Annotated in this window: 27 protein-coding genes and 2 tRNA genes; 19 read left to right on the forward strand and 10 right to left on the reverse strand. The window is 62.1% G+C overall.

Annotation, left to right across the window (positions count from 1 at the left end):
* Positions 1 to 1,062, forward strand: a complete 1,062-nt coding sequence (locus MHM97_RS04755) for a methyltetrahydrofolate cobalamin methyltransferase (RefSeq protein WP_239320114.1) — start codon at positions 1 to 3, stop codon at positions 1,060 to 1,062.
* Between the two features lie 95 nt (positions 1,063 to 1,157).
* Here the strand turns inward: MHM97_RS04755 and MHM97_RS04760 are convergent, their stop codons facing one another.
* Both MHM97_RS04760 and MHM97_RS04765 read right to left on the reverse strand, forming a co-directional pair.
* Positions 1,158 to 1,568: a DUF1801 domain-containing protein gene (locus MHM97_RS04760; protein ID WP_239320116.1), complete on the reverse strand. Its 411-nt coding sequence runs from the start codon at positions 1,566 to 1,568 to the stop codon at positions 1,158 to 1,160.
* A 131-nt stretch (positions 1,569 to 1,699) separates the two neighbouring features.
* Positions 1,700 to 1,789 (reverse strand) — tRNA-Ser (locus MHM97_RS04765).
* Positions 1,790 to 1,909: 120 nt separating this feature from the next.
* Here MHM97_RS04765 and MHM97_RS04770 point away from each other — a divergent pair.
* The 7 genes from MHM97_RS04770 to MHM97_RS04800 all read left to right on the forward strand — a co-directional run bounded on the left by MHM97_RS04770 (position 1,910) and on the right by MHM97_RS04800 (position 8,326).
* The gene (locus MHM97_RS04770; protein WP_239320118.1) at positions 1,910 to 2,785 is read left to right on the forward strand and encodes a DUF2059 domain-containing protein; all 876 of its coding nucleotides are present in this window, start codon (positions 1,910 to 1,912) and stop codon (positions 2,783 to 2,785) included.
* A 233-nt stretch (positions 2,786 to 3,018) separates the two neighbouring features.
* Positions 3,019 to 3,627, forward strand: a complete 609-nt coding sequence (locus MHM97_RS04775) for a 50S ribosomal protein L21 (protein ID WP_239320121.1) — start codon at positions 3,019 to 3,021, stop codon at positions 3,625 to 3,627.
* 12 nt (positions 3,628 to 3,639) lie between these two features.
* Positions 3,640 to 3,909 (forward strand): 50S ribosomal protein L27, encoded by a 270-nt coding sequence (rpmA, locus tag MHM97_RS04780; protein WP_005611266.1) that lies wholly within the window; start codon positions 3,640 to 3,642, stop codon positions 3,907 to 3,909.
* Positions 3,910 to 4,122: 213 nt separating this feature from the next.
* Positions 4,123 to 4,659, forward strand: a complete 537-nt coding sequence (locus MHM97_RS04785) for a GNAT family N-acetyltransferase (RefSeq protein WP_239320123.1) — start codon at positions 4,123 to 4,125, stop codon at positions 4,657 to 4,659.
* 170 nt (positions 4,660 to 4,829) lie between these two features.
* Positions 4,830 to 5,876, forward strand: coding sequence for a GTPase ObgE (gene obgE, locus MHM97_RS04790; protein ID WP_239320125.1), 1,047 nt, complete (start codon positions 4,830 to 4,832; stop codon positions 5,874 to 5,876).
* Positions 5,864 to 6,970 carry a glutamate 5-kinase gene (gene proB, locus MHM97_RS04795; protein WP_239320127.1) on the forward strand — a complete coding sequence of 369 codons (1,107 nt, stop codon included), beginning with the start codon at positions 5,864 to 5,866 and terminating at the stop codon, positions 6,968 to 6,970. Before obgE ends, proB begins: the two co-directional genes overlap by 13 nt.
* Positions 6,971 to 7,060: 90 nt before the next feature.
* Positions 7,061 to 8,326 (forward strand): glutamate-5-semialdehyde dehydrogenase, encoded by a 1,266-nt coding sequence (locus tag MHM97_RS04800; RefSeq protein WP_239320128.1) that lies wholly within the window; start codon positions 7,061 to 7,063, stop codon positions 8,324 to 8,326.
* Between the two features lie 100 nt (positions 8,327 to 8,426).
* On the opposite strand, the gene MHM97_RS04805 is transcribed toward MHM97_RS04800, so the two are convergent.
* Positions 8,427 to 9,023 carry a histidine phosphotransferase family protein gene (locus tag MHM97_RS04805; RefSeq protein WP_239320130.1) on the reverse strand — a complete coding sequence of 199 codons (597 nt, stop codon included), beginning with the start codon at positions 9,021 to 9,023 and terminating at the stop codon, positions 8,427 to 8,429.
* Between the two features lie 28 nt (positions 9,024 to 9,051).
* Here MHM97_RS04805 and MHM97_RS04810 point away from each other — a divergent pair, with 28 nt between their 5' ends.
* The 5 genes from MHM97_RS04810 (at position 9,052) to tsf (ending at position 12,841) form a co-directional block, all read left to right on the forward strand.
* Positions 9,052 to 9,234 (forward strand): DUF3553 domain-containing protein, encoded by a 183-nt coding sequence (locus MHM97_RS04810; RefSeq protein WP_239320132.1) that lies wholly within the window; start codon positions 9,052 to 9,054, stop codon positions 9,232 to 9,234.
* 108 nt (positions 9,235 to 9,342) lie between these two features.
* Positions 9,343 to 10,104: a GNAT family N-acetyltransferase gene (locus MHM97_RS04815; protein ID WP_239320134.1), complete on the forward strand. Its 762-nt coding sequence runs from the start codon at positions 9,343 to 9,345 to the stop codon at positions 10,102 to 10,104.
* Positions 10,101 to 10,946, forward strand: coding sequence for a lysophospholipid acyltransferase family protein (locus tag MHM97_RS04820; RefSeq protein ID WP_239320135.1), 846 nt, complete (start codon positions 10,101 to 10,103; stop codon positions 10,944 to 10,946). The genes MHM97_RS04815 and MHM97_RS04820 overlap by 4 nt, the downstream gene beginning before the upstream one ends.
* A gap of 168 nt (positions 10,947 to 11,114) precedes the next feature.
* Positions 11,115 to 11,885 carry a 30S ribosomal protein S2 gene (gene rpsB / locus MHM97_RS04825; RefSeq protein ID WP_239320137.1) on the forward strand — a complete coding sequence of 257 codons (771 nt, stop codon included), beginning with the start codon at positions 11,115 to 11,117 and terminating at the stop codon, positions 11,883 to 11,885.
* Positions 11,886 to 11,965: 80 nt separating this feature from the next.
* A complete protein-coding gene (gene tsf / locus MHM97_RS04830; RefSeq protein WP_239320140.1) occupies positions 11,966 to 12,841 on the forward strand; it encodes a translation elongation factor Ts in 876 nt (291 codons plus the stop codon).
* A gap of 424 nt (positions 12,842 to 13,265) precedes the next feature.
* Here tsf and MHM97_RS04835 read toward each other — a convergent pair whose 3' ends face one another.
* Positions 13,266 to 14,021 carry an autoinducer binding domain-containing protein gene (locus tag MHM97_RS04835; protein WP_239320143.1) on the reverse strand — a complete coding sequence of 252 codons (756 nt, stop codon included), beginning with the start codon at positions 14,019 to 14,021 and terminating at the stop codon, positions 13,266 to 13,268.
* Positions 14,018 to 14,467 carry a type II 3-dehydroquinate dehydratase gene (gene aroQ, locus MHM97_RS04840; protein ID WP_239320146.1) on the reverse strand — a complete coding sequence of 150 codons (450 nt, stop codon included), beginning with the start codon at positions 14,465 to 14,467 and terminating at the stop codon, positions 14,018 to 14,020. Before aroQ ends, MHM97_RS04835 begins: the two co-directional genes overlap by 4 nt.
* Positions 14,468 to 14,870: 403 nt before the next feature.
* On the opposite strand from aroQ, the gene MHM97_RS04845 reads away from it, so the two are divergent.
* The gene (locus MHM97_RS04845) at positions 14,871 to 15,584 is read left to right on the forward strand and encodes an enoyl-CoA hydratase/isomerase family protein (RefSeq protein WP_239320149.1); all 714 of its coding nucleotides are present in this window, start codon (positions 14,871 to 14,873) and stop codon (positions 15,582 to 15,584) included.
* Positions 15,585 to 15,696: 112 nt separating this feature from the next.
* Here MHM97_RS04845 and MHM97_RS04850 read toward each other — a convergent pair.
* Together MHM97_RS04850 and MHM97_RS04855 are read right to left on the reverse strand one after the other, a co-directional pair.
* A tRNA-Arg gene (locus MHM97_RS04850) sits at positions 15,697 to 15,773 on the reverse strand.
* Positions 15,774 to 15,957: 184 nt separating this feature from the next.
* Positions 15,958 to 16,524 (reverse strand): YcbK family protein, encoded by a 567-nt coding sequence (locus tag MHM97_RS04855; RefSeq protein WP_239320152.1) that lies wholly within the window; start codon positions 16,522 to 16,524, stop codon positions 15,958 to 15,960.
* A 358-nt stretch (positions 16,525 to 16,882) separates the two neighbouring features.
* Between MHM97_RS04855 and MHM97_RS04860 the strand changes: the two genes are divergently transcribed.
* The 4 genes from MHM97_RS04860 to MHM97_RS04875 are packed head-to-tail and all read left to right on the forward strand — an operon-like array spanning position 16,883 to position 21,169.
* Positions 16,883 to 18,505: a L,D-transpeptidase family protein gene (locus tag MHM97_RS04860; protein ID WP_370645677.1), complete on the forward strand. Its 1,623-nt coding sequence runs from the start codon at positions 16,883 to 16,885 to the stop codon at positions 18,503 to 18,505.
* Between the two features lie 38 nt (positions 18,506 to 18,543).
* Entirely contained in the window at positions 18,544 to 19,617 is a 1,074-nt protein-coding gene (gene lpxD, locus MHM97_RS04865; RefSeq protein ID WP_239320158.1) for a UDP-3-O-(3-hydroxymyristoyl)glucosamine N-acyltransferase, read from the forward strand.
* A gap of 51 nt (positions 19,618 to 19,668) precedes the next feature.
* Positions 19,669 to 19,926: an acyl carrier protein gene (locus tag MHM97_RS04870; protein WP_239320161.1), complete on the forward strand. Its 258-nt coding sequence runs from the start codon at positions 19,669 to 19,671 to the stop codon at positions 19,924 to 19,926.
* A gap of 34 nt (positions 19,927 to 19,960) precedes the next feature.
* Entirely contained in the window at positions 19,961 to 21,169 is a 1,209-nt protein-coding gene (locus MHM97_RS04875; protein WP_239320162.1) for a beta-ketoacyl-[acyl-carrier-protein] synthase family protein, read from the forward strand.
* Positions 21,170 to 21,247: 78 nt separating this feature from the next.
* Here the strand turns inward: MHM97_RS04875 and MHM97_RS04880 are convergent, their stop codons facing one another.
* On the reverse strand, positions 21,248 to 21,895 hold the full coding sequence (locus MHM97_RS04880; RefSeq protein WP_239320164.1) for an invasion associated locus B family protein: 648 nt from the start codon (positions 21,893 to 21,895) through the stop codon (positions 21,248 to 21,250).
* Positions 21,896 to 22,472: 577 nt separating this feature from the next.
* Between MHM97_RS04880 and MHM97_RS04885 the strand changes: the two genes are divergently transcribed.
* Positions 22,473 to 24,017 (forward strand): helicase HerA-like domain-containing protein, encoded by a 1,545-nt coding sequence (locus MHM97_RS04885; protein ID WP_239320166.1) that lies wholly within the window; start codon positions 22,473 to 22,475, stop codon positions 24,015 to 24,017.
* A 52-nt stretch (positions 24,018 to 24,069) separates the two neighbouring features.
* On the opposite strand, the gene MHM97_RS04890 is transcribed toward MHM97_RS04885, so the two are convergent.
* Both MHM97_RS04890 and MHM97_RS04895 read right to left on the reverse strand, forming a co-directional pair.
* Entirely contained in the window at positions 24,070 to 25,395 is a 1,326-nt protein-coding gene (locus tag MHM97_RS04890; RefSeq protein ID WP_239320168.1) for a branched-chain amino acid ABC transporter permease, read from the reverse strand.
* Complete coding sequence (locus MHM97_RS04895; protein WP_239320169.1) at positions 25,392 to 26,402, reverse strand: branched-chain amino acid ABC transporter permease; 1,011 nt, start codon at positions 26,400 to 26,402, stop codon at positions 25,392 to 25,394. Before MHM97_RS04895 ends, MHM97_RS04890 begins: the two co-directional genes overlap by 4 nt.
* Position 26,403 lies beyond the last annotated feature (1 nt).

Genomic DNA, 26,403 nt, shown 5'->3' on the forward strand with positions numbered 1-26,403 from the left:
ATGACCCGTACTGTCGTAGAATCTAAGTCAAAAACCGCCATTCTGGGCTTTGACCAGCCGTTCTGCGTGATCGGTGAGCGGATCAATCCCACCGGTCGCAAGAAGCTGGCCGCAGAGCTGGAAGCAGGTGATTTCTCCACCGTGGAGAAGGACGCGCTGGCACAGGTGATGGCGGGGGCCAACATCCTCGATATCAACGCGGGCGTTGTCTACAACTCCAACCCGAACCCGAACGAGACCGAGCCGCCGCTGATGACCAAGATCATCGAGCTGGTGCAGGGGCTGACCGACACGCCGCTGTGCATCGACTCCTCGGTTCCCGCCGCGCTTGAGGCCGGGCTGCAGGCCGCCGAAGGACGCCCGCTGCTGAACTCCGTCACCGGCGAGGAAGAGCGTCTGGAGCACGTGCTGCCGCTGGTAAAGAAGTACAATGTACCGGTGGTGGCGATTTCCAACGACGACACCGGCATCTCCGAGGACCCGGATGTGCGCTTTGAAGTGGCCCGAAAGATCGTGCAGCGCGCCGCCGATTTCGGCATTCCTGCGCATGACATCGTGGTCGACCCGCTGGTGATGCCGATCGGCGCCATGGCGACTGCCGGCCAGCAGGTTTTTGCCCTGGTGCGCAAGCTTCGCGAGGAGCTGGGCGTGAACACCACCTGCGGCGCTTCCAACGTGTCCTTCGGCCTGCCGAACCGGCACGGCATCAACAACGCCTTCCTGCCGATGGCCATGGGCGCGGGCATGACCTCCGCGATCATGAACCCTGTGGCGCTGCCGGTGACGCAAAAGGCGATTGCCGAGAAGAAGGAACAGGTTGCCGCCGCTGGCATCATCCTGCCCGAAGGCATGGATGACGAGACCTTTGTGACCCTGTTCGGTCTCGGGTCCACTCTGCCGCGCGCCGGCAAGGAGATGGAGGCCATCCGCGCCGCCAACCTGCTGACCAACAACGACCCGCACGGTGGCGACTGGATCAAGTTCAACAAGGCGCCCGCCAAGGAGGGCGAAGAGGCACGCGGCCGGGGTGGCCGCTCCGGTGGCCGTCGCCGCCGCGCCTGACGCACCACAAAACAGCAGCAAAAAGCCGGGTCACAGCCCGGCTTTTTCATTTGTGCGCGCAAGATGATGCGCGTGCATCGGCCCCGCGGGCGCGGTTATTTCAGGTGATAGGTCAGGGCGTTGCGCACCAGCAGCCTTAGCACGTCCACAGGCGGATCGCTGTCGGGCAAGAAGTGAATGGCCCGGTTTCCCTCATAGCGGAAGGTCTCCGGGAACAGCGCCTGGAAATCCGACATGAGCGTCGTCTGGCAATTGGTGTAAAGAGCAAAGCCACCGCCTTTGGGACGCCCCAATCGGATCGTCGACCCGGATTTGCTGTCAGGTGTCAGATAGGCAGGCTGCCCCCATTTCAACGTTTCGTCCAGCCGCCCCACCGCCGGGATCTCCGCTGCGGTTTCAAAGATCATGCGGCGTAACGCCAACAGGCCCTGTCGCTCCGGCTCCGGGTAGGCGGCAAAGACCCCCGCGACAGCAGGCGACAAAAAGGGGGGCGTTGCATTCAGCATGCCGGGCCACTCCAAAACGCTTGAGGCCGAGCCTAAAGCCGGCCCCGGCGCGATGCAACGCGGCGGTCAGCGCCGTGTCGTGCAGGCGGTGGAAGATCCTGCAAACGCTGGCGGATGTGGGCGGGGATAAGTGGCGGAGAGACAGGGATTCGAACCCTGGGTGCCCGTGAAGGCACAACGGTTTTCGAGACCGCCCCGTTCGACCACTCCGGCACCTCTCCGCGGGGGGTGTGAGGGCGTTTAAAGGTGATTTTCACCGCGTGCAAGGGGCGATTTCACAGTTATATCAAGAAAGTCGGATTTTGGTTTGCGGATGCGGATCGCGCCCCTACATTTGTGCCATGACCGAACCGTTCTCAGCGCGTCTGCGCCCCGCCTCAGTTGTATCGTTCCTGCTGCACGGTGTCTTTGCCGCCGCGTTGAGCGTTGCGGTTTTGCTGCCGGCAAGAGCCGAAGCGGCGGATCGCGACCAGATCAAGGCGTTTCTCGAGGTCACCGGCTTTGACGTGGCGCTGGACAGCATCGCGCAATCCGCGGGCGACGCGCCCATGATCCTCGGCGCCGACGCCGGAGATTTCGGGCTGGAGTGGGAGCGGCTGACCGCAGAAGTGTTCGACACCGACCAGATGCGGGCCACCGCCCTGGACATTCTGGAAGAGACTCTCTCGACGGAGGCGCTGTTCTTTGCGGCGGAGTTTTATGCCAGCGACCTAGGGCAGCGGCTTGTCGCGGTCGAGAATGCCTCGCATATGGCGACCGATGGCGAGGACACCCGCGCCGCAGGTGAACGTATCGTCAGCAGCCTGATCGAAGAGGATGATCCGCGGGTTGCGCTCTATCAGGATATGAACCTGGCGATCGGCGGCACCGAGACGGCGCTCCGTGCGGTTCAGGAAATCCAGTTCCGCTTCCTGATGGCGGCCTCGGCTGCCGGCGTCATCGACATGCAGATCGACGCCGAGGGGCTGCGCGCCCTGATGAAGGCCCAGGAGGATGAGATGCGCCGTGAGATGGCAGCCTCCAGCCTGGCGCATTCGGCCTATCTCTATCGCGACTTCACCACCGAGGAGGTTGCGACCTATGTCGAGGCGCTGGAGCACCCGCTGATGCAGGAGGTCTATGAGCTGCTGAATGCAATCCAGTACGAGATTCAGGCCAATCGCTTCGAGGAGCTTGCACATCGGATGCGGGATTTGCAGCCGGTGCAGGAGCTGTGATCCGGGGCCACGACACTCGCTGTGGATATTTTTCACCTGCGCCCGCACAGAAGGGTTGACTTCAAGCGCCAACAGGGCCAAAAGCCCGCATCCCGGCCCGGACTCTCCGCGCCGGGGTTTTATTGTCATACCGTCCCGTTCTCGGGGCGCGCTGTTCGAGGTGAGGGGGCGAGGCCCCGTCGCAAACACCCGAAAGGGGACCGAAGGACGCGGGTAGAAAAGGAAAGACTGAAATGTTCGCAGTCCTCAAGACCGGCGGCAAGCAGTACAAAGTTCAGGCGGGCGATATGCTCCGCGTGGAAAAACTGGCTGCAGACGCTGGCGAAACCGTTCAATTCAATGACGTTCTGATGATCGGTGGCGATGCCCCCGTCGTTGGTGCTCCGTTTGTGTCCGGCGCTGCCGTGCAGGCGGAAGTGGTCGAACAGATCAAAGGTGACAAGGTCATCAAGTTCGTCAAGCGTCGTCGTAAGCACTCCTCCAAGCGTACTGTCGGTCACCGTCAGAAGCTGACCCTGGTCAAGATCACCGAGATCCTGTCCTCCGGTGCGGATGCGTCCGGCGTCAAAGCGGCAACCGGTAAAGGCGATGCAGCACCCGCTGCCAAAGCCGCGCCGAAAGCCAAGGCTGCCAAAGCCGCTGCACCCGCAGCTGCTGCCGGTTCCGACGATCTGACCCAGCTGACCGGTGTTGGCCCTGCCGCCGCCAAGAAGCTGGAGGCCGCTGGCCTCACCACCTTCGCTCAGATCGCAGCCTTGTCTGAAGACGACATTGCTGGTATCGACGCCGTCAAGATCAAACCCGAGTGGGTTGAGCAGGCCAAAGAGCTGGCTCAAGGCTAAGGAGAGACAAGAATGGCACATAAAAAAGCTGGCGGTTCGTCCCGTAACGGTCGCGACTCCGCAGGTCGTCGTCTTGGCGTGAAACTTTATGGTGGTCAGTCTGCAATCGCGGGCAACATCATCGTGCGTCAGCGCGGCACCAAGTTCTGGCCGGGCGAAGGCGTTGGTATTGGCAAAGATCACACCATCTTTGCGACCGCCAACGGCAACGTGACCTTCCACAAGGGCCTCAAGGGCCGCACCTTTATTTCGGTTCTCCCGGCGGCGGAGGCCGCTGAGTAAACCGAACCCAAAGGGTAATAAAATCTTCAGGGGGATCGGTTAAAAGACCGGTCCCTCTTTTCGTTTCTGGATGGACCTGTCGGATCGTACCGCAAGTGCGTGAAAACGTGACTTGTTTCCCATTCCGGCGCTTCCCATCTCATTGGCAAGGGGATGGAGGAGCACAAGTCCCAGTCTTGCCGCAGTTTGAGTTTTTTGAGGAGGAGCGTGGTCATGGGTTTGGATCAGGCAGATCGGCAAACCATCATCGAGGCAGATCGTTTTGATCTGCGGCCGCTGCGGCCGTCGGATGCGGGTTTGATCGAACATTATGCAGGGGACGCGCGGGTCGCCAAGATGACAGCGCCGATCCCGCATCCCTATCCCCCCGGCGCGGCAGAGGCCTATGTAAGCCGGGCGATGGAGGCTGCGCAGGGCGAGTTCATCTGGGCGATGGATGGCACCAAGGACGGCAGCCCCGAACTGATGGGGGTGATTTCCCTGAAATCCATGGACCGCAACCAGTCCGAGGTCGGCTACTGGGTGGCGCCGCCGTTCTGGAACACCGGGCTGGCCTCCAAGGCGGTGCAATTGCTGGTCGAAGCCAACCCCTTGGGGGATGCGACCATGTTCGCCAGCGTGTTTCAGGACAATCCGGCCTCGGCGCGGGTGCTGGCGCATTGCGGGTTCGAATACCTGGGCGATGCGGAGGATTTCTCTGTCGCGCGCAATGCCAATGTCCCGACCTGGACCTACAGCCGCAAACTGTAACCCCGCGGTCAGCCGGCGACAGACATCGCGGACGCGCTGATGCGGGTCCGCGTTTTTTATGGCCTGCATTCTGTCGACCGCTACCGGCCGCGCCACCACCACAGACGCAGGGTTGAGCCATCCCCTGAATTCAAGTATTGGCGATCCAACTCGAACACAGAGGCCTACTCATGAAATTCCTCGATCTGGCAAAGGTCTACATTCGCTCCGGCGCCGGCGGGAACGGTTGCGTCAGCTTTCGGCGCGAGAAATACATCGAATACGGTGGCCCCGATGGCGGTGACGGCGGCAAGGGCGGCTCGGTCTGGGCCGAGGCCGTGGATGGGCTGAACACGCTCATCGACTTCCGCTATCAGCAGCATTTCTTTGCAAAAAACGGCCAGTCCGGCATGGGGCGCCAGCGCTCCGGCAAGGACGGGGACGAGATTGTACTGCGGGTGCCGGTGGGCACCGAGATCCTCGACGAGGATGAAGAAACGGTGCTGGCGGACCTCACAGAGGTTGGCGAACGCGTGCTGCTCGCCAAGGGCGGCAACGGTGGCTTTGGCAACCTGCACTTCAAATCCTCCACCAACCAGGCACCGCGCCGCGCCAACCCCGGTCAGGAGGGCGTCGAGCGCACCATCTGGCTGCGGCTGAAGCTGATCGCGGATGCGGGGCTTTTGGGTCTGCCGAACGCGGGCAAGTCGACGTTCCTGTCGTCCACATCCAACGCGCGGCCCAAGATTGCCGATTATCCCTTCACCACGCTGCACCCGAACCTCGGGGTGGTGGGGATTGATAACACTGAATTCGTGATGGCGGATATTCCCGGCCTGATCGAAGGCGCGCATGAGGGCCGTGGCATCGGTGATCGCTTCCTAGGCCATGTGGAACGCTGCGCGGTGTTGCTGCATCTGGTCGATGGCACCTCCGAGACCGTGGCCGAGGACTACCGCACCATCATCAACGAGCTTGAGGCCTATGGCGGCGAGCTTGCCGATAAGCCCCGGGTGACGGCGCTGAACAAGATCGATGCGCTGGATGACGAGGAGCGCGCCGAGGCACGCGCCGCACTTGAGGCTGAGGTGGGCGCACCGGTGCGGATGATGTCCAGCGTCAGCCGCGAGGGCTTGGACGAGGTGCTGCGGGCCGTTCGGGCCGAGATCGACGATGACCGCCTGCGGATCAAACAGGCGGAGGCGTCCGAGGAGGAGGACACCCCTTGGCAGCCCTGAACACGGCGCGTCGCGTCGTCATCAAGATCGGCTCTGCACTGCTGGTGGATCGCGCCAGCGGCGCGTTGCGGCAGGACTGGCTCCTGTCGCTGGCGCAGGATGTTGCGCGCCTGAAAACGCAGGGCAAGGATGTGATCCTCGTGTCCTCGGGGTCGATTGCGCTGGGGCGCGGTGCATTGGGCCTGCCGCGGGCGGATCTGCCACTGGAACAATCGCAGGCCGCCGCTGCCGTGGGCCAAATCCGTCTCGCGCGCGCTTATGAGGAGGCGCTGGCCCCGCATGGCATCACCACTGCGCAGGTTCTGGTGACGCTGGAGGACAGCGAAAACCGCCGCCGCTACCTCAATTCCCGCGCCACGCTGGAGACGCTGATCGGGCTGGGCGCGGTGCCCATCGTCAATGAAAACGACACCATCGCCACTGACGAGATCCGCTATGGCGACAATGATCGCCTCGCCGCGCAGGTCGCGGTGACGGTGGAGGCGGATGTCTTGATCCTGCTGTCGGATGTGGACGGGTTCTACAGCGCCAATCCGGCGCTTGATCCCCACGCCAAGCGGTTTGATCGCATCGAGACCATCACGCCCGAGATCGAGGCGATGGCCGGCGACGGGGTGTCGGGGCTGTCCAAGGGCGGCATGATCACCAAGCTGCTGGCAGCCAAGATGGCGACCGCCGCGGGCTGTGCCATGGCGATCACCGAAGGCTCGGTGATGTCGCCAGTCGCAGCGCTTGAGGCAGGTGCGCCCTCGACATGGTTCACCGCCCACGGGGATCCGCAAGTGGCGCGCAAACGCTGGATCGCCGCAATGAAGACCCGTGGTGTAATCACCGTGGACGAGGGCGCCGCCAAGGCGCTGCAAAATGGAAACAGTCTGCTGCCCGCTGGGGTGCGTCATGTGGAGGGTGACTTTGGCCGCGGGGATCCGCTGGCCATCCTCGGCCCAGACGGGCGCAAACTGGGGCAGGGGCTCAGCCGGTACACGGCAGAGGAAGCCCGTGCCATCCAGGGGCACCGCTCCGCTGACATCGAGGACATCCTCGGCTATGCGGGGCGCGCGGCCTTGATCCATCGGGATGACATGGCGCTTTGATCCTGTCATTCTGAGCATGCGAGATTTCCCACCGCCGCGCGACGTGGCGGTGCGGCTCGGACCCCGCCTGGGGAAACAAAGGGCAAAGACATGAAAGATCTGGAAAATATTCCCGCGCTGATGGCAGACATCGGCACGCGCGCCAAAGCGGCTGCGCAACAACTCGCCACCGCCAGCGCGGCACAGAAAGAACAGGCGCTGACCGCCGCCGCAGATGCGGTCTGGGCCAAGCGTGACGACATTATCGCCGCCAATGCCAAGGATCTGGAGTTTGGCCGCGAGAAGGGGCTGTCCTCTGCGATGATGGACCGACTGATGCTGGATGAGGCGCGTATTCAGGGCATCGTCGATGGGTTGCGCGCCGTTGCGGCGCAGGACGACCCCGTCGGCGCGGTGATCGAAGAATGGACGCAACCCACCGGCCTGCGGATCCAACGCGTGCGCACCCCGCTTGGGGTGATCGGCGTGATCTATGAAAGCCGCCCCAATGTGACTGCGGATGCGGGCGCGCTGTGCCTTAAATCCGGCAACGCGGTGATCCTGCGCGGCGGTTCCGAGAGCCTGCATTCGGCGCAGGCGATCCATGGCTGTCTCGCCGCCGGGTTGCGGGCTGCGGGTTTACCCGAGGACGCCGTGCAACTGGTGCCGACCCGTGATCGTGCGGCGGTGCAGGAGCTTTTGACCATGACCGACTACGTGGATGTGATCGTTCCGCGTGGCGGCAAGGGGCTGGTGGGGCTGGTGCAGCGCGAGGCCCGCGTGCCGGTTTTTGCCCATCTCGAGGGCATCGTACACATCTACATCGACAAACACGCCGACCGCAAAAAGGCGATCGATGTGGTCCTGAACGCCAAGACCCGGCGCACCGGCATCTGCGGCGCTGCGGAGTGCCTGCTGATCCATCAGGATATTGCTGAGACCATCGGCAAGGACGTGCTGGACCTGCTCGCCATGGGCGGAGTGGAAATCCACGCCGAAGCGGGCTTGCCCGGCCCGGACAGCATGCAGGTCGCCACGTCCGAGGATTGGGGCAAGGAATACCTCGATGCGATTATCGCCGCCAAGAAAGTGGCAAGCATCGACGAGGCGATTGCCCATATCCGCAGCTATCACTCGGCCCACACCGATTGCATCATCACCGAAGACGATACGGCTGTGGCGCAGTTCTTTGCGGAGCTGGACAGCGCCATTCTGATGCACAATGCCTCCACCCAATTTGCCGATGGCGGCGAGTTCGGCATGGGGGCAGAGATCGGCATTGCCACCGGCAAGATGCATGCCCGTGGTCCGGTGGGGGCAACGCAGCTGACCAGTTTCAAATATCTGGTCCGCGGCGACGGCACCGTGCGCACCTAACAGGCGGAGACGCCCTAAAAACCAACAACGCCGCGGCAGACTGCGCGGCGTTGTTCAACGTTTCAGACCGGCCTCCCGTGCAAGAGGCTGGGGCATCCGCCTAGAAGCTGATCGAGACCTTGTCGACGGTCTGATCGAAACTCACGCGCCGTCCGGCCTCGCGCGCCGCTTCCGGTAGCAGGGCAAACTGGATCAGGGCCGGTGTGATCTCGGCACTGTGGTCCTGGCCGCTCAACCCGGACCAGAGCGCCTCGTCGACATTGATCTTGCGCCCTTCGCCCACCACGGTCCAGCTGTCGCTGCTGCGCAGGATCTGCACGGTGCCGCCATAGGGCAGGGCGGTTTCCAGGCACAGCGCCGCCAGAAAGGCCATGCGGACCTCGCGCCGTGCGGCCGCCCCGTCGGAGGACCAGTTGTACTTGATCCGCCCACCCTTGCTGACATCGGCGAGCACGCTTTCGACTTCTGCGCGGCCCAGTTCCTGTTCACCGGCAGCGCCAAAGGCGACCCGGAAGAAACGGATGCGGGCATTGGCGTTGTTGACGCTGTCCGAGATCAGTTCCAACTCCGGGCCGTCCAGCGTGTTGGACATGCCCAGCAGCTCCAGGCCGTTGTTGATGGCCCCCACAGGGCTGATCAGATCGTGACAGATCCGAGAGCCTACCAATGCGGCCAAATTGGCGTTATCTACACCCATAACTTTCCTCCAATAGGGTCATCCCGATATGAACGACCTCAACGCGATCCTGGCCCCCGGCATGTTTGTGCGCCATCCCGATCACCCGGAGTGGGGCGTCGGGCAGGTGCAGTCAAACGTGGGCGGCAAGATCACAGTCAATTTTCCCGACCAGGGCAAAGTCGTCTTTGACGGTGCGCGCGTTGCCCTTGTTCCAGTCTTTGATCCGTAAAAACGGTTTATGAAAGGTTAACCAATCACAGACAAGTGTGCATATATCTTGCGCGCGAACATGCCGATGGGCTATTTGCCCGCCACAGATCAGGGGTAGAACAGACTTATGCACGATGGCGCGCCGCAATTCACCGTGAGGATTGCCGAGACGGACGAGGACCTCAGAGCCGCGCAGGCGCTGCGCTACGAGGTCTTTGTGCGCGAACTCGGCGGCAGTGGCGACCTCGTGGACCACGAGGCCGGGCTGGAACAGGACAAGTTCGACCCGTATTTCGATCACATGCTGGTCAGCGACACCAGCACCGACGAGGTCGTCGGCGTGTACCGGCTCTTGCGCAGCGATCAGGCCGCGGCGCTGGGGCAGTTCTACTCCGAAGACGAATACGACCTGACCCCGTTGCGACAGTCCGGGCGCAAGCTGCTGGAGCTTGGGCGCTCCTGCCTGCACCGCGACTACCGTGGCGGCATGGCCATGTTCCACCTTTGGAACGGTCTGGCGGAGTATGTGGCTGCGCATGACATCGAGGTGCTGTTTGGTGTGGCGTCCTTCCACGGCACCGATCCCGCCGCGCTGGCACAGCCGCTGTCGATGCTGAACGCCAACCATCTGGCACCCGAGGATCTCCGGGTGCGGTCGACCCACTACCAGTCGATGGATCTGCTGCCGCCCGGGCAGATCGACCGGCGCACCGCGATGCTGCAGACCCCGGCGCTGATCAAGGCCTATCTGCGGCTCGGGGGCTTTGTGGGCGATGGCGCGTTTGTCGATCATGATTTCAACACCACCGATGTGTGCCTGATCCTCGATACCGCGCGGATGAACGCGCGCCAGAGCCGGATCTACACCCGGGGCAGCAGCGCGGAATGAGCGTCAGCTGGAACAGCGATACTCCACCGGACACGATGACACTGTCCGGGCGCGATTGGGTGCGTGCCTTGCGGCGCGGCGTGCCGCTGGCGGTGCTGATCTTTGGCGGGCTGGTGCTGATGCTGTTGATCCGGCTGGTCGAACGCCCGCTGTGCGGCCTGCATCGGCCAGTCAGCCCCGCGATCACGATGTTTGTCTGCCGCAACGCCTTTCGCATCCTCGGTCTGTCCTTCAAGGCGACAGGCGCCCCGATGTCGCAGCCCGGGATCGTGGTGGCGAACCATACCTCCTGGCTCGACATATTTGCACTCAACGCCACCAAGCGGATCTATTTCGTGTCGAAATCCGAGGTCGCCGCATGGCCCGGGATCGGCTGGCTGGCACGGGCCACCGGCACGGTGTTCATTGATCGCGACCGGTCACAGGCCAGCGCGCAGAAAACCCTTTTTGCCAAGCGGCTGAAAGCCGGGCACAAGCTGCTGTTCTTCCCGGAGGGGACCTCCACCGACGGCTTGCAGGTGCTGCCCTTCAAGACCACGCTGTTTGCCTCTCTGTTTGACGCGGATCTGCGGGATCGGCTCTACGTGCAGCCGGTTTCGGTGGTCTTTCACGCACCCGATGGCGCTGATCCGCGTTACTACGGCTGGTGGGGGGATATGGATTTTGGTCCGCATGTGTTGAAAGTTCTCGCCACGCGCGCCCCCGGGCGGGTGGAACTGCGTTATCACAGCCCGCTGGCGGTGCGCGACTTTGCGGATCGCAAGTCACTGGCCCGCGCCTGTGGCGACATCGTGCGCGCCGGACATCAGGCCCTGCGCAGGGATGTGCTGGAACAGCCTTGATGCCGCGCTTTTGCGCTTGCGCTGCTGGCCAAGCTGGCTTATACGCGCGCCATCGAACCCGCAGGCGGGGTTTGGCCTGTCCAGGGGAGACATCCCTGACAGACCGCCGGTTGGAGGCATCCGCTTCTGAACCCCCGCCGAGGATTAAACCGGAAAGGATAGAATAGCATGGCTCTTCCCGAGTTCTCCATGCGTCAGCTGCTGGAAGCTGGCGTTCACTTTGGTCACCAGACTCAGCGCTGGAACCCGCGCATGTCGCCCTTCATCTACGGCGCGCGCAACGGCATCCACATCATGGACCTCACCCAGACCGTTCCGATGCTGGATCAGGCGCTGAACGCGATCCGTGAAACCGTTGCCAAGGGTGGCCGCGTTCTCTTCGTCGGCACCAAGCGTCAGGCCGCAGCGCCGATCGCCGAAGCCGCAGAGAAATCCGCGCAGTACTACATGAACCACCGCTGGCTCGGCGGCACGCTGACCAACTGGAAAACCGTGTCCCAGTCGATCAACCGTCTGAAAGAGATCGACGAGCGCATGGCAGCCGGCGCCGAAGGCCTGACCAAGAAAGAGCGCCTGGGCATGGAACGCGACCAGCAGAAGCTGCAAGCCTCGCTCGGCGGCATCCGCGACATGGGCGGCATCCCGGATCTTCTCTTCGTCATCGACGTGAAGAAAGAAGCCCTGGCGATCGCCGAAGCCAACAAGCTGGGCATCCCGGTTGTGGCTATCGTCGACACCAACTGCTCCCCGGAAGGTGTGGACTACATCATCCCCGGCAACGATGACGCGGCGCGTGCGATCTCGCTCTACTGCGATCTCGTATCCCGTGCGGCTCTGGACGGCATGTCCGCTCAGCTTGGCGCGGCCGGTGTTGACCTTGGTGCACTGGAAGAAGCACCGGTCGAAGAAGCCGTCGCGGAAGAGGCCGCCGAGGCCTGATCCGACAGCCTGTCATCGATTTGACATGCGGGGCAGGGTAGACCTGCCCCAAACCGCATTTGACTTGAGGAGAGCCCAAGATGGCAATCACTGCAGCAATGGTGAAAGAACTGCGCGAATCCACCGGCGCAGGCATGATGGACGCGAAAAAAGCACTGGTCGAGAACGACGGCGACATGGAAGCTGCCGTTGACTGGCTGCGCACCAAGGGCCTCGCCAAAGCGGCCAAGAAATCCGGCCGTACCGCCGCAGAAGGCCTGGTGGCCGTGGTCGTCGACGGCGGCAAAGGTGTTGCTGTCGAGGTGAACTCCGAAACCGACTTCGTCGCGAAAAACGGCGAGTTCCAGGAGATGGTCGCCGGCATCGCCAAGGCAGCCCTCTCGGTGGACACCGTCGAAGAGCTGGCCGAAGCCGATCTGGGTGGCAAATCCATTGCCAACACCCTGACCGACAAGATCGCCACCATCGGCGAGAACATGACCCTGCGTCGCATGGCGAAGCTGGAAGGTGAAACCGTCGTGTCCTACGTGCACAACGCGGCCACCGACGGCATGGGCAAAATCGGCGTTCTGGTCGCACTGACCGGCGGCGACGAAGCCATCGGCAAGCAGGTCGCGATGCACATCGCAGCCGTGAACCCGGCGGCCCTGTCCGAGGCGGACATGGACCCGGCCATCGTCGAGAAAGAGCGTCAGGTTCAGATCGACATCGCCCGCGAATCCGGCAAGCCGGAGCAGGTCATCGAAAAGATGATCGACGGTCGCATGAAGAAATTCGTCGCCGAATCCACCCTGCTGAACCAGCAGTTCGTGGTGAACCCGGACCTGACCGTGGAAGCCGCAGCCAAGGAAGCGGGCGCCACCATCACCGGCTTCATCCGCGTTGAGGTTGGCGAAGGCATCGAAGTCGAAAAAGAAGACTTCGCAGCAGAAGTGGCCAAAGCCGCTCAGGGCTAAGCCCGGCTCCACCGCCAAGATCTTGCCCCCGGTGCCTCTGTGCGCCGGGGGTTTTTCGTTTTGGGCGTTCATCAGAAGCCCAAGCCACGGGCAGAGCGGCACGCAACAATGCCCGCTCAGCGCGGGGGCCGTCCTGGTGACGTGTGACGTTAGATGTGTGGAATATCTCCGGTCGTTGGCATGGAACAATACACACCAACGACCGGACAGGTCGGAGAGCCCTGTAATTTCAAGGATCGTTTCCCGTAGTTCCCAGGCTAAGCCACCACTCACGGAACGCCTAGATTATGTCGTTTTAACGCATAAGGCGAAAGTCTTGATTTCCTTACCTCTTCGCGTGTGTACTTCAGGGAAGGATCAACAAAACGTCGTAAAAATGTTGCCTCTGGCAGATCGGTTCCGGATCGGGTGACGGGGCGAATCCTCAGGTCACGACGGCATACATCTGATTGTGCAGCGCCGCCTTCAGCACCGCCTGCGCCGTGGTCTCCACGCAGAGGGATTCGCGCGCCAGCCGCAGGTGTTTTTCGATGGTTGCGGGTGTCAGCCCCATCAGGATCGCGATGTCCTGCGTGGTCTTGCCATCGCCCACCCATTGCAGAACCTCGCGCTGCCGTTTGGTCAGCCCCCGATTGGGCGCATGATAGGGCAGGGTGAGGATTTTCAGATGCGCAACATTGTTCATCAGCAGGATGTCCTGCCCATGCGCCTCCCAGATTTCATCAACCGCATCCTGGGTCAGATCCCGCCGCGCGGTCAGGGCGATCGCGCCTTTGAACCGCTGCGTGGCCGAGTTGAAACTGATGGTATAGCCGGCCTTCACGCCCATCCGCTGATTGAAGTCGTAAACGGCCTGGGTTTTGGGATCCAGTTGGCCGGCACGCGCCATGTCATGGGCGCGGCGCCAGCTGGCAAAGCCCTCGTTGGTGAGCGCCCAGTCCAGCATTGGCGCATCGGCATAGAGCCCCTCGGCAAGGAAGCCGTTGAGATACTCCGGGCTGTGATTGCTCAGGATCACAAAATCGTCCGGATCGCCGAGCGACGTCGCGGTCTTGAACAGGGTATAGCCGTAGATCAGCCGGTCAAACCCGTAGCGGCCCATCTGGTTGACATGGGCATGCCACAGCTCCTCCATGGTCTTGAACTGGGTCAGACGGTGGAGATAGTCGCTCAGTGTCATGACACTTCCCGGCTGGCATGGTGCTGCAGCAAGGCGTCGATCGCCATCAGATAGCCAAAGGCGCCAAAGCCGCAGATCTGCCCCAGCGCCGCGCGCCCGATGTAGGAGGTATGGCGAAACGTCTCGCGCGCATGAATGTTGGACAGGTGAACCTCGACCGTGGGCACCTCGACAGAGTAGATGGCATCCATCAGCGCGATCGAACTGTGGGTATAGGCCCCGGCGTTCAGCACGATGCCGTCATATTTGCCCTTGGCCGCATGGATCTGGTCGAGCAGGTCTCCTTCGTGATTCGACTGGTAGCAGGCGACCTCCAGACCGGCTTGTTCCCCATGCTGGCGACAGGAATCTTCGACCATCGCCAACGTCTGTGACCCGTAGACCTCCGGCTGCCGGGTGCCCAGCAGGTTCAGGTTCGGGCCATTGAGGATCAATACGCTCTTCATCATCTGTCCTTTCTAGATCACGCCGGGGCGCTTGCCTGATCCGGAAGACAGGCCTGGCGTTCCGGCGGTGCGACACCACACATAGCCTGAGTTTTTCGGGGCGTCGCGGTGAAAAACCAGTCTCTTCCCCCAGTCATGCGCGCATTGTCGGTGAGGTCAAGATCAGTGCAATAGGTGAAAAACAAATGCAGACCAAACATCTACCCGAGCCGGGGCCGGCCTCGGCGCGGGTCAGGACAGGGCGTTGGCCTCCGCCACAGCTCGCATCCCGGGTGAAACAGCTACAATTGCGCACTTATTGCCTGAGGCTGGTAATAGATTGGCAAACCTCCCGTCAGAGACTCGCACCCGTGAACCGCGGGTGACGTGCGCCTGCGGTCCTGAGACATCACTGGGGGTGAATATGGCACAAGAGGAATGGCTCAACCGGCGGCCGCATGGGGATGGCGTGGTGGAGTTGCAACTGGGCCATGCGCCTGAGAACCGGCTGACGGCCGCGTTCCTGCGCGACTTTCAGACCGAGATCATGGCCCTGTCCCGGGATGACAGCGTTCGCGCGCTGCTTCTGACAAGCCCCTTCAAGGATTTCTGCACCGGATTGCCGCTTGACGACGCGGCAGGCGCAGAGCGTCCCGACGCGGAACTGAACGCCGCCTTTCTGGCGCTCTACGCAAGCCCAAAGCCGGTGGTGACGGCCTGTGCCGGGCTCTGTTCCGGTGCCGGCATGTTCTTTGTTCTGGCCAGCGACGTCCGGGTTGCCCACGCACGGGCCGGGTTCGAACTGTCGCAGGTCCAGCAGGGCCAGGGGTATCCGGCGGCGCTTATGGAAATCGCCCGCGCATCTCTGGACACCAATACCCAGCGGCGTCTGATGCTGACCGGGCAACGCCTGGGCCCGATCGCCGCGCGCAATGCGCAGATCATCGAAATCATCGCCGATGATCTGGAGGATCTGCACGGCTATGCCCTGAAAGAGGCGCGCAAATGTGCAAGCCTGCCTCCGGCCACATACGCCGAGATCAAGCGCGACCTGCGCCGGGACACCATCGCCCGGATCGAAACGCGTCTGGACGAGAGCATGTCGACACCGGACACAGAAAAACGTCTGGCGGGCTAGGGGCCAGACCCAACTGCGGAGGCGGCCGTGTCAGAAGGCACCCGCCAGCATAGCCGCGCGTCAGGATTACTGTCGCATGCCAACATCGGTACATTATCGGGAAAGGGGTAAGTGGCGCACCTGATAGGATTCGAACCTATGGCCTCTGCCTTCGGAGGGCAGCGCTCTATCCAGCTGAGCTACAGGTGCGTCTGTCTGCGCGATATACGCGGCTGCTGTACCCTCTGCAATGGAAAAAACACCCGATCCGGCAATTCCTTGTGCTGAATTGGCGCGCGGCATGGGGGCGGTGGAACCAGCGTTTGAAACGCAAATGGGCGCGCTGTGGCAGAACAGCGCGCAAACCAGATCGGGGACAGGCGACAGGCGTGTGTTAGCCGCGCCAGGTGCGGACGACGCCGCAGTCCATATGAACGAAGTTCGAGCCGTAGTAGCGACCCACACCGCCAGCCTTGCAGGCCTGCGCGGCCTGCGCCATCTGACCAACCGACCGCGACGCGAGACGCAGATCTGCGGCCTGGCCCTTCATGTGCAAGGAGTTCTTGGCAACACCACGCGAGCGGCTGCGCAGCATCGCGTTGGTCTGCGGGCTGCGGTAACCGGACAACAATAGGTAGGGCTCGTTCACCTCCAGGAGGTTGTGCGAGGCCGCCATGATGTCGATGGTGCGCAGATCCATGGACTTGACCTGATCGGTCCGCCAATCGCGCATGAAGTGGTTGATCTCCTTGACCGCATCTTTGATGTATTTGCCATCAATCCAGTAGACCATGTCGAGGCGTTCGCCTGTGCGACCGGAATACATGCGGATGCGGCGGATATCGCCACCTCCGCGGAGGAAGCCTGCTGCCTGGGAGTAGGTGGGGGCGGATGCGACAGTGGTCGCCGCAAATGCCTTCAAGAGTGCTCGACGGGTAAACCCGGTATTTTTTTCTGCCATTGTGATGAGCGTTGTCCCATACGCTTTTGTTTTCACACTGCCCGATATTTGTCGGGAATTTACGCGTTTTGATACGCACAGGCTGTATGGCACAGCGAGAATCGCCTGCCAAGACGGGATTGATCTGTGGCCGGAAAGCACCGGATTTTCGGCAAAATCCCGCGCAGAAGGGGAGGGGCGGGGCGTTTTTCCCCCTCCTGCCGGGGAACAAAACGCCGCTATTGCGGTTTACGGGCACCATTGCGGCCTCAACCACACGGCTGATGCAAATGTGAATGGACTTGCAAGGGGGTCGTTTACCTACAGTCGGTTAGGGTCTATCTGAAACCCTTGCGTTATATCTTGGAGTGTATTGAGAATGTCGCGGCCTTGCGCACCAAAACTTTCGTCCTTTCTCAAAGCGGGGCTGATGGCCTCCGCGTTGGCCGTGTCGCCGCTTTGGGCCAGTGTCTCCCAGGCCTCCACTGCCGGCTTTCGACAGGCGGTTGCGGAAATGGCGTGGGAAGATGCCGACGTCTCCGCGTTCTACCGCGAGAACGGCTTTGAACCGATCTGGACCGCCGACACAGAGGACGCCCGGGCCCGGCGTCAGGCCCTGATGCAGGCGCTGGACGAGGCCGCGCAGCACGGGCTGCCCGATATGGCGCCGCGCGTGGTCGAATTGACCGAACAGATGCGCGCCGTGCGCTCCACCCGCGATCTGGGCGCCGTCGAAGTTGCGCTGAGCCGCGCGCTTGTGGACTATGCCACCGACCTGCAGACCGGCCTGATCGATACGCCGTCCCGCATTGACGACGGCATCGTTCGCAAGAAACATAAGATCGACATGACGGCGCTCCTGCGGGGCATCTCCGAACAGCGGCCGCATGCCTTCCTGCAAAGCCTCGTGCCCGCTTCGGCGCAATACCGGGCGCTGCTGCGCGAGAAACTGCGCCTCGAAGCGCTGCTGGCCGCGGGCGGCTGGGGCGCGTCGGTGCCGGTCCGCAAAATGGAGCCGGGCGACACCGGGGCAGGTGTCGTGGCGCTCCGGGACCGGCTGGTGTCGATGGGATACATGGATCCGACCGCCAGCGCCGCCTATGACTTTGATCTGGAGGACGCGGTGCGCCGGTTCCAGGCGGAGCACGGGCTGGAAGTGGATGGCATCGCCGGCGAGGGCACGCTGAAGGAGCTGAATCGCCCGGTCAGCGACCGGATCAAATCGGTGATGGTCGCGATGGAGCGCGAACGCTGGCTGACGCCGGAGCGTGGCGACCGCCACATCCTCGTCAACCAGACGGATTTCACCGCCAAGATCATCGACAATGGCGAGGTGACATTTGTCACCCGCTCGGTGATTGGCCGCAACAGCTACGACCGCCGCTCGCCGGAGTTTTCCGACGAGATGGAACATATGGTCATCAATCCGAGCTGGTATGTGCCACGTTCGATCGTGACCAAGGAATATCTGCCAAAGCTGAAGAACAACCCAAACGCCCATAGCTATATCGAAATCACCGACAGCCGGGGCCGGGTGGTGAACCGCAACAATGTGGATTTCACCCAGTTCACCGCGCGCAGCTTTCCCTTTGCCATGCGTCAGCCGCCCAGCAGCCGCAACGCGCTGGGGCTGGTGAAGTTCATGTTCCCCAACAAGTACAACATCTATCTGCATGACACCCCGCAAAAGAGCCTGTTTGGGCGCGAGGTGCGCGCCTTTTCGCATGGCTGTATCCGGCTGCAGAAACCGTTCGAATTCGCCTATGCGCTGCTGGCGCGGCAAACCTCTGATCCGAAACAGTATTTCCACAGCATCCTGAACAGTGGCCGCGAAACCAAGGTGGAGCTTGAGCAGAACGTGCCGGTTCATATCATCTATCGCACCGCCTTTGTCTCCGAAGAGGGGCGCGCCGAGTTCCGCCGCGACGTCTACGGGCGTGACGCAAAGATCTGGTCGGCACTGGAACAGGCAGGGGTGGCACTCCCCGGCGTTCAAGGCTAAGTCTCGGGCCAAGGATCCGGTTCAGGAGGGATGGCCCGATGTTCACCATTCGTGAAATTGCCAATGCACTTGGCGCTGAGGCGGCTGGTGCGCTCGATCTGACGGTCACCCATGCGGCAGAGCCGCAGGACGCCAAACCGGATGCGCTCGCCATGGCCATGGCGCCGAAATATGCCGATGCGCTGGCGCTCGGCAGTGCTCGTGCCGCGTTGCTCTGGGACGGGGCAGACTGGCAGGGCATGGGGCTGGAGGCGGCGATCTTTGCCACCCGTCCGCGCCTGGCGATGGGCGGCGTGACGCGAATGCTCGACCCGGGTCAGGGAGAACAGCCAGGTATCCACCCCTCCGCCGTGATTGATCCGACAGCGCAGATCGGCGCCGATGTCAGCATTGGTCCGCTCTGCGTGGTGGGGCCGAATGCACGGATCGGCGAAGGATCGCTGATTGGCGCGCATTGCTTCATCGGGGCCGATGTGACCATCGGCGCGCAGGCGCATCTGCGGGAAATGGTGTCGATCGGGGCGCGTGTGACCATCGGTGATCGGTTCCGCGCCCAGCCCGGCGCCCGGATCGCGTCGGATGGGTTTTCCTATGTCACCCCAGAGACTTCCGGCGTCGAAAATGCCCGCAAAACACTGGGAGACCAGGGCGAGACCGATGCGCAATCCTGGGTCCGCATACATTCGCTGGGTGCCGTAAGGATCGGAAATGACGTGGAAATCGGCGCCAACTGCACGATCGACAACGGCACCATCCGCGACACCGTGATCGGCAATGGCACCAAGCTCGACAACCAGGTACACATCGGACACAACTGCCGCATCGGCAATGATTGCCTGCTGTGCGGCCAGACCGGGCTGTCGGGGTCTGTCGACATCGGCAACAATGTGGTGCTTGGTGGCCAATGCGGTGTTGCCGACAATCTCTTTGTCGGCGACCGGGTCATCGCCGGGGGCGGCACCAAGATCCTGTCCAATGTCCCGGCGGGCCGCGTGATGATGGGATACCCGGCGGTCAAGATGGACACGCACACCGAAATCTACAAGGCGCAACGCCGCCTGCCGCGGCTGATGCGCGAACTGGATGCGCTGAAAAAGGCTGTTTTCAAATAGCAAAGCAGTCAGTAAACCTCTGCCAAACTTATCTTCCGCAGGAGCCCCTTCATGAGCACGCAGGACAAGGTCATTGCAATCATCGCGGAACAGGCGGTGCTGGACCCCTCGGATGTCACTCTCGACAGCACGCTGGAAGATCTCGGGATCGACAGCCTTGGCCTGGTTGAGAGCATCTTTGCGATCGAAGAGGAATTCGACATCACGATCCCCTTCAACGCCAATGAACCTGAACAGAGCGATTTCGATATTTCAAATGTTGCTGCCATCGTGACCGGCATCGACAAGCTGATCGCCGAAAAGGGCTGATCGCGCCGGACATGGCGGGACAAGAGGATTTGCGATGAAACGCGTTGTGATTACCGGCGCTGGAACCATTAATGCGCTGGGGCATTCCGTCGCCGAGACCCTGACCTCGATGCGCGAGGGGCGTTGTGGCATCGGCGAACTGGAGTTTCGCGACGTAGATCGTCTGGCCATCAAGATCGGTGGCCAAGTCCGTGATTTCGAAGCAGAAGGCCGGTTCAACCGCCAGCAGATGGTGCTCTATGACCGGTTCACCCAATTCACATTGGTGGCCGCGGGCCAGGCCATCCGGCAATCGGGGCTTGAGTTTACCGGCGACCTCGCCGCGCGCTCCGGCGTGGTGCTTGGCACGGCGGGTGGCGGCGTTTCGACCTGGGACGACAACTATCGGTCGGTCTACGAGGACGGCAAGAACCGCGTGCATCCCTTTGTGGTTCCCAAACTCATGAACAACGCGGCCGCCAGCCACGTGTCGATGGAGTATAACCTGAAGGGGCCGAGCTTTACGGTCTCCACCGCCTGCGCCTCCTCCAATCATGCCATGGCCCAGGCGTTCCAGATGGTGCGCAGCGGCATGAGCCCGGCGATGATCACCGGCGGGTCCGAATCCATGCTGTGCTTTGGCGGCGTCAAAGCCTGGGAAGGGTTGCGGGTCATGTCCAAGGACGCCTGCCGCCCCTTCAGCGCCAATCGCAACGGCATGGTCCAGGGCGAAGGTGCCGGGATCTTTGTCTTCGAGGAATATGAACACGCCCGCGCGCGCGGGGCGGAAATCCTCTGCGAGATCGCCGGCTATGCCATGAGTTCGGATGCCGCCGACATTGTCATGCCCAGCAAGCAGGGCGCGGCGCGTGCGATTTCCGGTGCGCTGCGGGATGCACGGATCAACGCCGATGAGGTCGGCTATATCAATGCCCATGGCACCGGCACCGCCGCTAATGACAAGACCGAATGCGCGGCCGTTGCGGACGTGTTTGGGCCGCATGCCGATAACCTTATGATTTCGTCGACAAAATCAATGCATGGGCATCTGATTGGCGGCACCGGCGCGGTGGAGCTTCTGGCCTGCATCATGGCGTTGCGGGATGGCGTGGTCGCGCCGACCATCGGTTACGAGGAGCCGGATCCCGAATGCGCCCTGGACGTGGTTCCAAATGAGGCACGCGAGGCCAAGGTTGACGTGGCGTTGTCGAACGCCTTTGCCTTTGGCGGGCTGAACGCGGTGCTTGCGCTGAAACGCGTCTGAGCCATCAGAACACCCCCCCGAAGAAAAACGCCCGCCTGATGCGTCAGGCGGGCGTTTTCACATTCAGACCATGCGCGGTTACTGCTTGACCACGTCCACGGCGTTGAAGCCGGCGGTGAAGCCGTTCAGCGACATCGGTACCGACACCGTGGTATCCGGCGAGGGCGCCGGGCGCAGGCTGAAGATCGCCTCGTTGCCCTGTTTGAACGCGTTGATGTCTGCTTCGGTCAGGCCGATCTGCGCCACGCAGCCGGCGGAATTGCAGAACGAGAAGTTGTAGCGCTTGCCGGGGGCGCCATCGACCGAGACCGTCAGGCCGGCCGGCAGCAGCGTTTCCAGCGGCGCAATCACCGTGGCACCTGCAACCGCGAGACCGCCACCGGATTGATCGATGCGGAACAGCGAAACCTCGGCCACCGGGCCGCCTTCCTCATCCAGCAGCACCTGGAGCAGCGAGCAGGGGTCTTCGCCCGAGTCGGTGCGCACGCAGGCGAGGTCCCAATCTCCGAATTTCTCTTTCGAATAGCGCTGCCCCACCCGAAGCGCCGCATCCGCGGGCGTGCCCAGATCCAGCAGCTGGTCTGCAGTGGCTGCGGGTGCCTCTGCATCTTGCTCTGCGGTGCCCGCAGTCTGATCGGCTGTGTCCTGATCCGTCGTCTCTTGCGCTGCCAGCGGCGAGGCCGCGAGGAGAAGTGCAAGAGAGACCGAGCTGAGGGATTTCAACATGAATGCCTCTTCTGTTTGAAACTGTCTTCGCCATGTAACATGACCACCTGCATGTGTCAGGGGAATAACGCCTGTTTCGCTTGCAAATACCTGAAATCCGCCGATGTTCGCGCGCGCCGTGGGGCGAGCGCGGCAACGGCGCGCACCAAAACGCGACAGAATGACGAAAAAGGGGGCCGAAGCCCCCTTTTACGTACACATCTCCCCGTCGGACTGGCCGACTTAGTTATTAATCAGAACGTTACGAGCGAAATCCTCATCGGTCAACATGCAATGAGAAAAAAAACGCGTATCTTCGCCAGCGCGCCATTTTGCGCTTGTATTGCGAAAGCCCTGTGACAGGGGCGGCGATTTCAGGGAGATCAGCTGGGGGGCCGCCAATAGCGCCGATCGGGCGAGCTGGCCGTCGCGATGCGCCCCGCAAAAAAAATGGCCGTGCACTAAGGCACGGCCAGTCTGACAGGGAGGAAATGTCCGTCAGTTCAACCGCATTCGAACCAACGGGCAAGTTCACGCTGGCACATAAAGGTTAACATTGTATTTTTGTTCCATAACCGGCTTTAGGAGTTCTGACCGAATGCCAGAGGAATTGTTTATTGGAGGGGGTGGTGCAGACTATGGCGACGCGCAGCACCTGCAACTTCGTTACGCCAATCGGCACGGGTTGATCGCCGGAGCCACCGGCACCGGGAAAACCGTTACACTTCAAATTCTTGCAGAGAGTTTCTCAAACCAGGGCGTGCCCGTCATCCTGGCCGATGTCAAAGGCGACCTGTCGGGACTGGCCAAAGCCGGCAGCACATCGGCGGAGCTGCACGAAGCGTTTGTTAAAAGAGCGCAAAAAATTGGATTTACCGCGTTTGACTATCACGACGTGCCCGTGACCTTTTGGGATCTGTTCGGGCAGCAGGGTCATCCGGTGCGCACGACGATCGCCGAAATGGGCCCGCTGCTGCTGGGGCGACTGCTGGAACTGAGCGACGCGCAGGAGGGCATCCTGAATATTGCCTTTCGCCTCGCCGATGAACAGGGGCTGCCGCTGCTGGATCTGAAGGATCTGCAAGCCCTGCTGGTCTGGGTCGGGGAAAACCGGGACGCGCTGTCGCTGCGCTATGGAAATGTCTCCACCGCCTCGATCGGCGCCATCCAGCGGCGGTTGCTTGTGCTGGAAAACCAGGGTGGCGCCGACATGTTTGGCGAACCGGCGCTGGACCTGCGCGACCTGATGCGCCGGGACGACACCGGGCGCGGCATGGTCAATATCCTCGCCGCTGACAAGCTGATGGCGGCGCCGAAGCTCTATGCCACCTTCCTGCTGTGGCTGCTGAGCGAATTATTTGAAACCCTGCCGGAGGTGGGTGATCCCGACAAACCGGAGCTGGTGTTTTTTTTCGACGAAGCGCATCTGCTGTTCGAAGACGCGCCCAAGGCACTGGTCGACAAGGTGGAGCAGGTGGCGCGGCTGATCCGCTCCAAGGGGGTTGGGGTCTATTTCGTGACCCAATCGCCGGATGACATTCCCGAAGATATCCTCGGGCAGCTCGGCAACCGAATTCAGCATGCGTTGCGGGCCTTTACCGCGCGCGACCGCAAAAAGCTGAAACTGGCCGCCGAGACCTATCGCGAGAACCCGCGGTTTTCGACCGAGGATGCCATCCGCGATGTTGGCGTTGGCGAGGCGGTTACCTCGCTGCTGGAGAAAAAGGCGGTTCCGGGAATCGTTGAGCGCACGCTGATCCGCCCGCCCTCCAGCCAGTTGGGGCCAATCACACCGGCGGAACGGGCAGAGGTTCTGCGCCAATCCCCCATGTCGGGGAAATATGACGCCCCGGTTGATCGAAACTCGGCCTATGAAATTCTGATGGCGCGCGCCAGTACCGCTGCAACAGAGGCCGCCGATGCAGAAGACCAGGCCGAGCACGCGCCCGATCCGATGGTGCGGGAATTCAATGCAGCGCGGCGCTACAGTGGCAGCCGGGTGGGGCGGTCCTCTGCCCGCCGGATCGGGGGCGCCGACACGATCGCCTCTGCCATGTCGGAGGCGGTCATCAAGGAGTTGAAGGGCACAACCGGCCGCCGCATTGTGCGCGGCATTCTGGGCGGATTGTTCAAGGGACGCTGAGACACTGCCATCCCCAAAGAAAAACGCCGCCTCGATGAGGCGACGTTTTTTGTTACTTTTCAGGGATCAAGCCGCGTGGGCTAAACCTCAGCACCAGGAGCAGCACCAGCCCCATGGTAAACAGACGCATATGCGCCGCGCTTTCCAGCAGATGCGCGCGCAGGCCGCTGTCCTCGGCCATGCCGGCGGTGACAACTTCGATCAGCAGCACGCCGAGGGGTTCAACCTTGATCCAGAGGAACCAGACCAGCAGCCCGCCCAGCACCGCGCCGAAATTGTTGCCGGAGCCGCCCACGATCACCATCACCCAGATCAGGAAGGTGAACCGCAGCGGGTTGTAGGTCCCGGGGGTCAGCTGACTGTCGAGCGTGGTCATCATCGCACCGGCCACACCACAGATGGCAGAGCCGAGGATGAAGATCTGCAAATGACGCCGGGTGACATGTTTGCCCATGGCATTTGCGGCCGTTTCATTGTCGCGGATCGCGCGCATCATCCGGCCCCATGGGCTCTTGAGCGCCATCTGCGCCATCCACAACAGCACCAGCAGCACCACGGTGAACAGCAGCGCATAGCCCAGCTTGACGTAAAGCGTGGAGGCGGTGGTGGCGTCAAAGCCCCAGGACGCCGCCCGTTCGACAAAGGCGGGATCGTTTTGCAGATCGACCTCATAAGGCAGCGGCCGGGGCAGGCCGACCACGTTCTTGACGCCGCGCGACAGCCAATCCTCGTTCTTGAGCACCGCAAGAATGATCTCGGCAATACCGAGGGTGGCGATTGCCAGATAGTCAGAGCGCAACCCGAGCGCGGTCTTGCCGATCACCCAGGCCGCGCCCGCAGCCAGGAGCCCACCAACCGGCCAGGCCAGAAGCACCGGCAGTCCGAGGCCACCGATATTGCCCTCCAGCGCGGGGTTGATGTCCTCGATCGCCTCGACACCCGGATCAAGCATGGCCCGGTAGAGGACAAATCCCAGGATGAGAATGGCCAGCATCGCCAACGTCCGCACCCGCCCCGCCGGCAGTTTCTGATAGGCGACGATGGTGGCGGCAATGGTCGCCGCACCAAGGATCAAAGCGATCACGATCCGCTGACCGCCAGCCTCCCAGGCCCCCGGCGTTGCCGGCATCGAGGTCAGCACCACGGCCAGGCCACCAAGCGCGGTGAAGCCCATGATGCCGACGTTGAACAGCCCGGCAAACCCCCATTGCAGGTTTACACCTAGCGCCATGATCGCCGAGATCAGACCCATGTTGAGAATGGTCAGCGACGAATTCCACGACCCCGAGAACACGCCCGCGGCGGTGGTGGTTCCTTCGAGCACCAGCAACACGCCCACGGCAACAAACAGAAGCGTATGTTTCATCGTATCGTTCATACCGCTTTCCCCTTGAAGATGCCGGTGGGTTTGAACAGGAGCACGATCACCAGGATCGCGAAGGACACCGCAAATTTGTAGTCGGTGCTCAGCAGCTGCGCGAGCCCGTCGGGCTCCAGGCTTTCCGGCAGGACATAGCCCGCAACCTTTTTCCAGGCGTAGGTGATCATCACCTCGCTCATGGCGATGACAAAACCGCCGGCGATCGCGCCCAGCGGATTGCCAAGCCCCCCGACGATCGCAGCCGCAAAGATGGGCAGCAACAGCTGGAAATAGGTGAACGGTTTGAAGGACTTATCAAGACCGTAGAGCGTACCGGCAATGGTGGCCAGCGCGGCCACGATCAGCCAGGTGATCATCACAACACGCTCCGGGTTGATGCCGGACAACAGCGCCAGATCCTCATTGTCGGAATAGGCGCGCATGGATTTGCCGGTGCGGGTCTTGTTCAGGAACCAGAACAACAGCGCCACAACGATGATCGCGGTCACCAGGGTGATCCCCTGCGAGGTCTTGATCGCCAGCCCTTCATCGAGGCCGGTCATCTGCTTGAAGGTGCGGGCCTTGATGATGAAACGCTCGCCATCCGAGAACCGCTGATCGCCGGGGCCGATGATGAAACGCACCAGGCCGTTCATCATGAACATCACCCCCAGCGAGACCATCACGAACACCACAGGTTTTGCCTTCTGCTGGCGATAGAAGCGGAACACGGCACGGTCGGTGCCGACCACAAGCGCCATGGTGATGGCGATGCCAAAGGGCAGGGCCAACAAGGCCGTCGGCAGCGGACCTGCGGAGATGCCCATCGACTGGAACCACCAGGTGAACAGGATCGTCACCATGGTGCCAAAGGCCATGGTATCGCCATGGGCAAAGTTCGAAAACCGCAGGATGCCGTAGATCAGCGTCACGCCAAGCGCGCCAAGCGCCAGCTGGCTGCCATAGGCGATACCGGGAACAAGCACGAAGTTTGAAAGCGCCACGAAGGCGTTGAGGAAATCCATC

Origin of the sequence: Epibacterium sp. Ofav1-8 (assembly GCF_022348185.1) — a bacterium.
GTDB lineage: Bacteria > Pseudomonadota > Alphaproteobacteria > Rhodobacterales > Rhodobacteraceae > Epibacterium.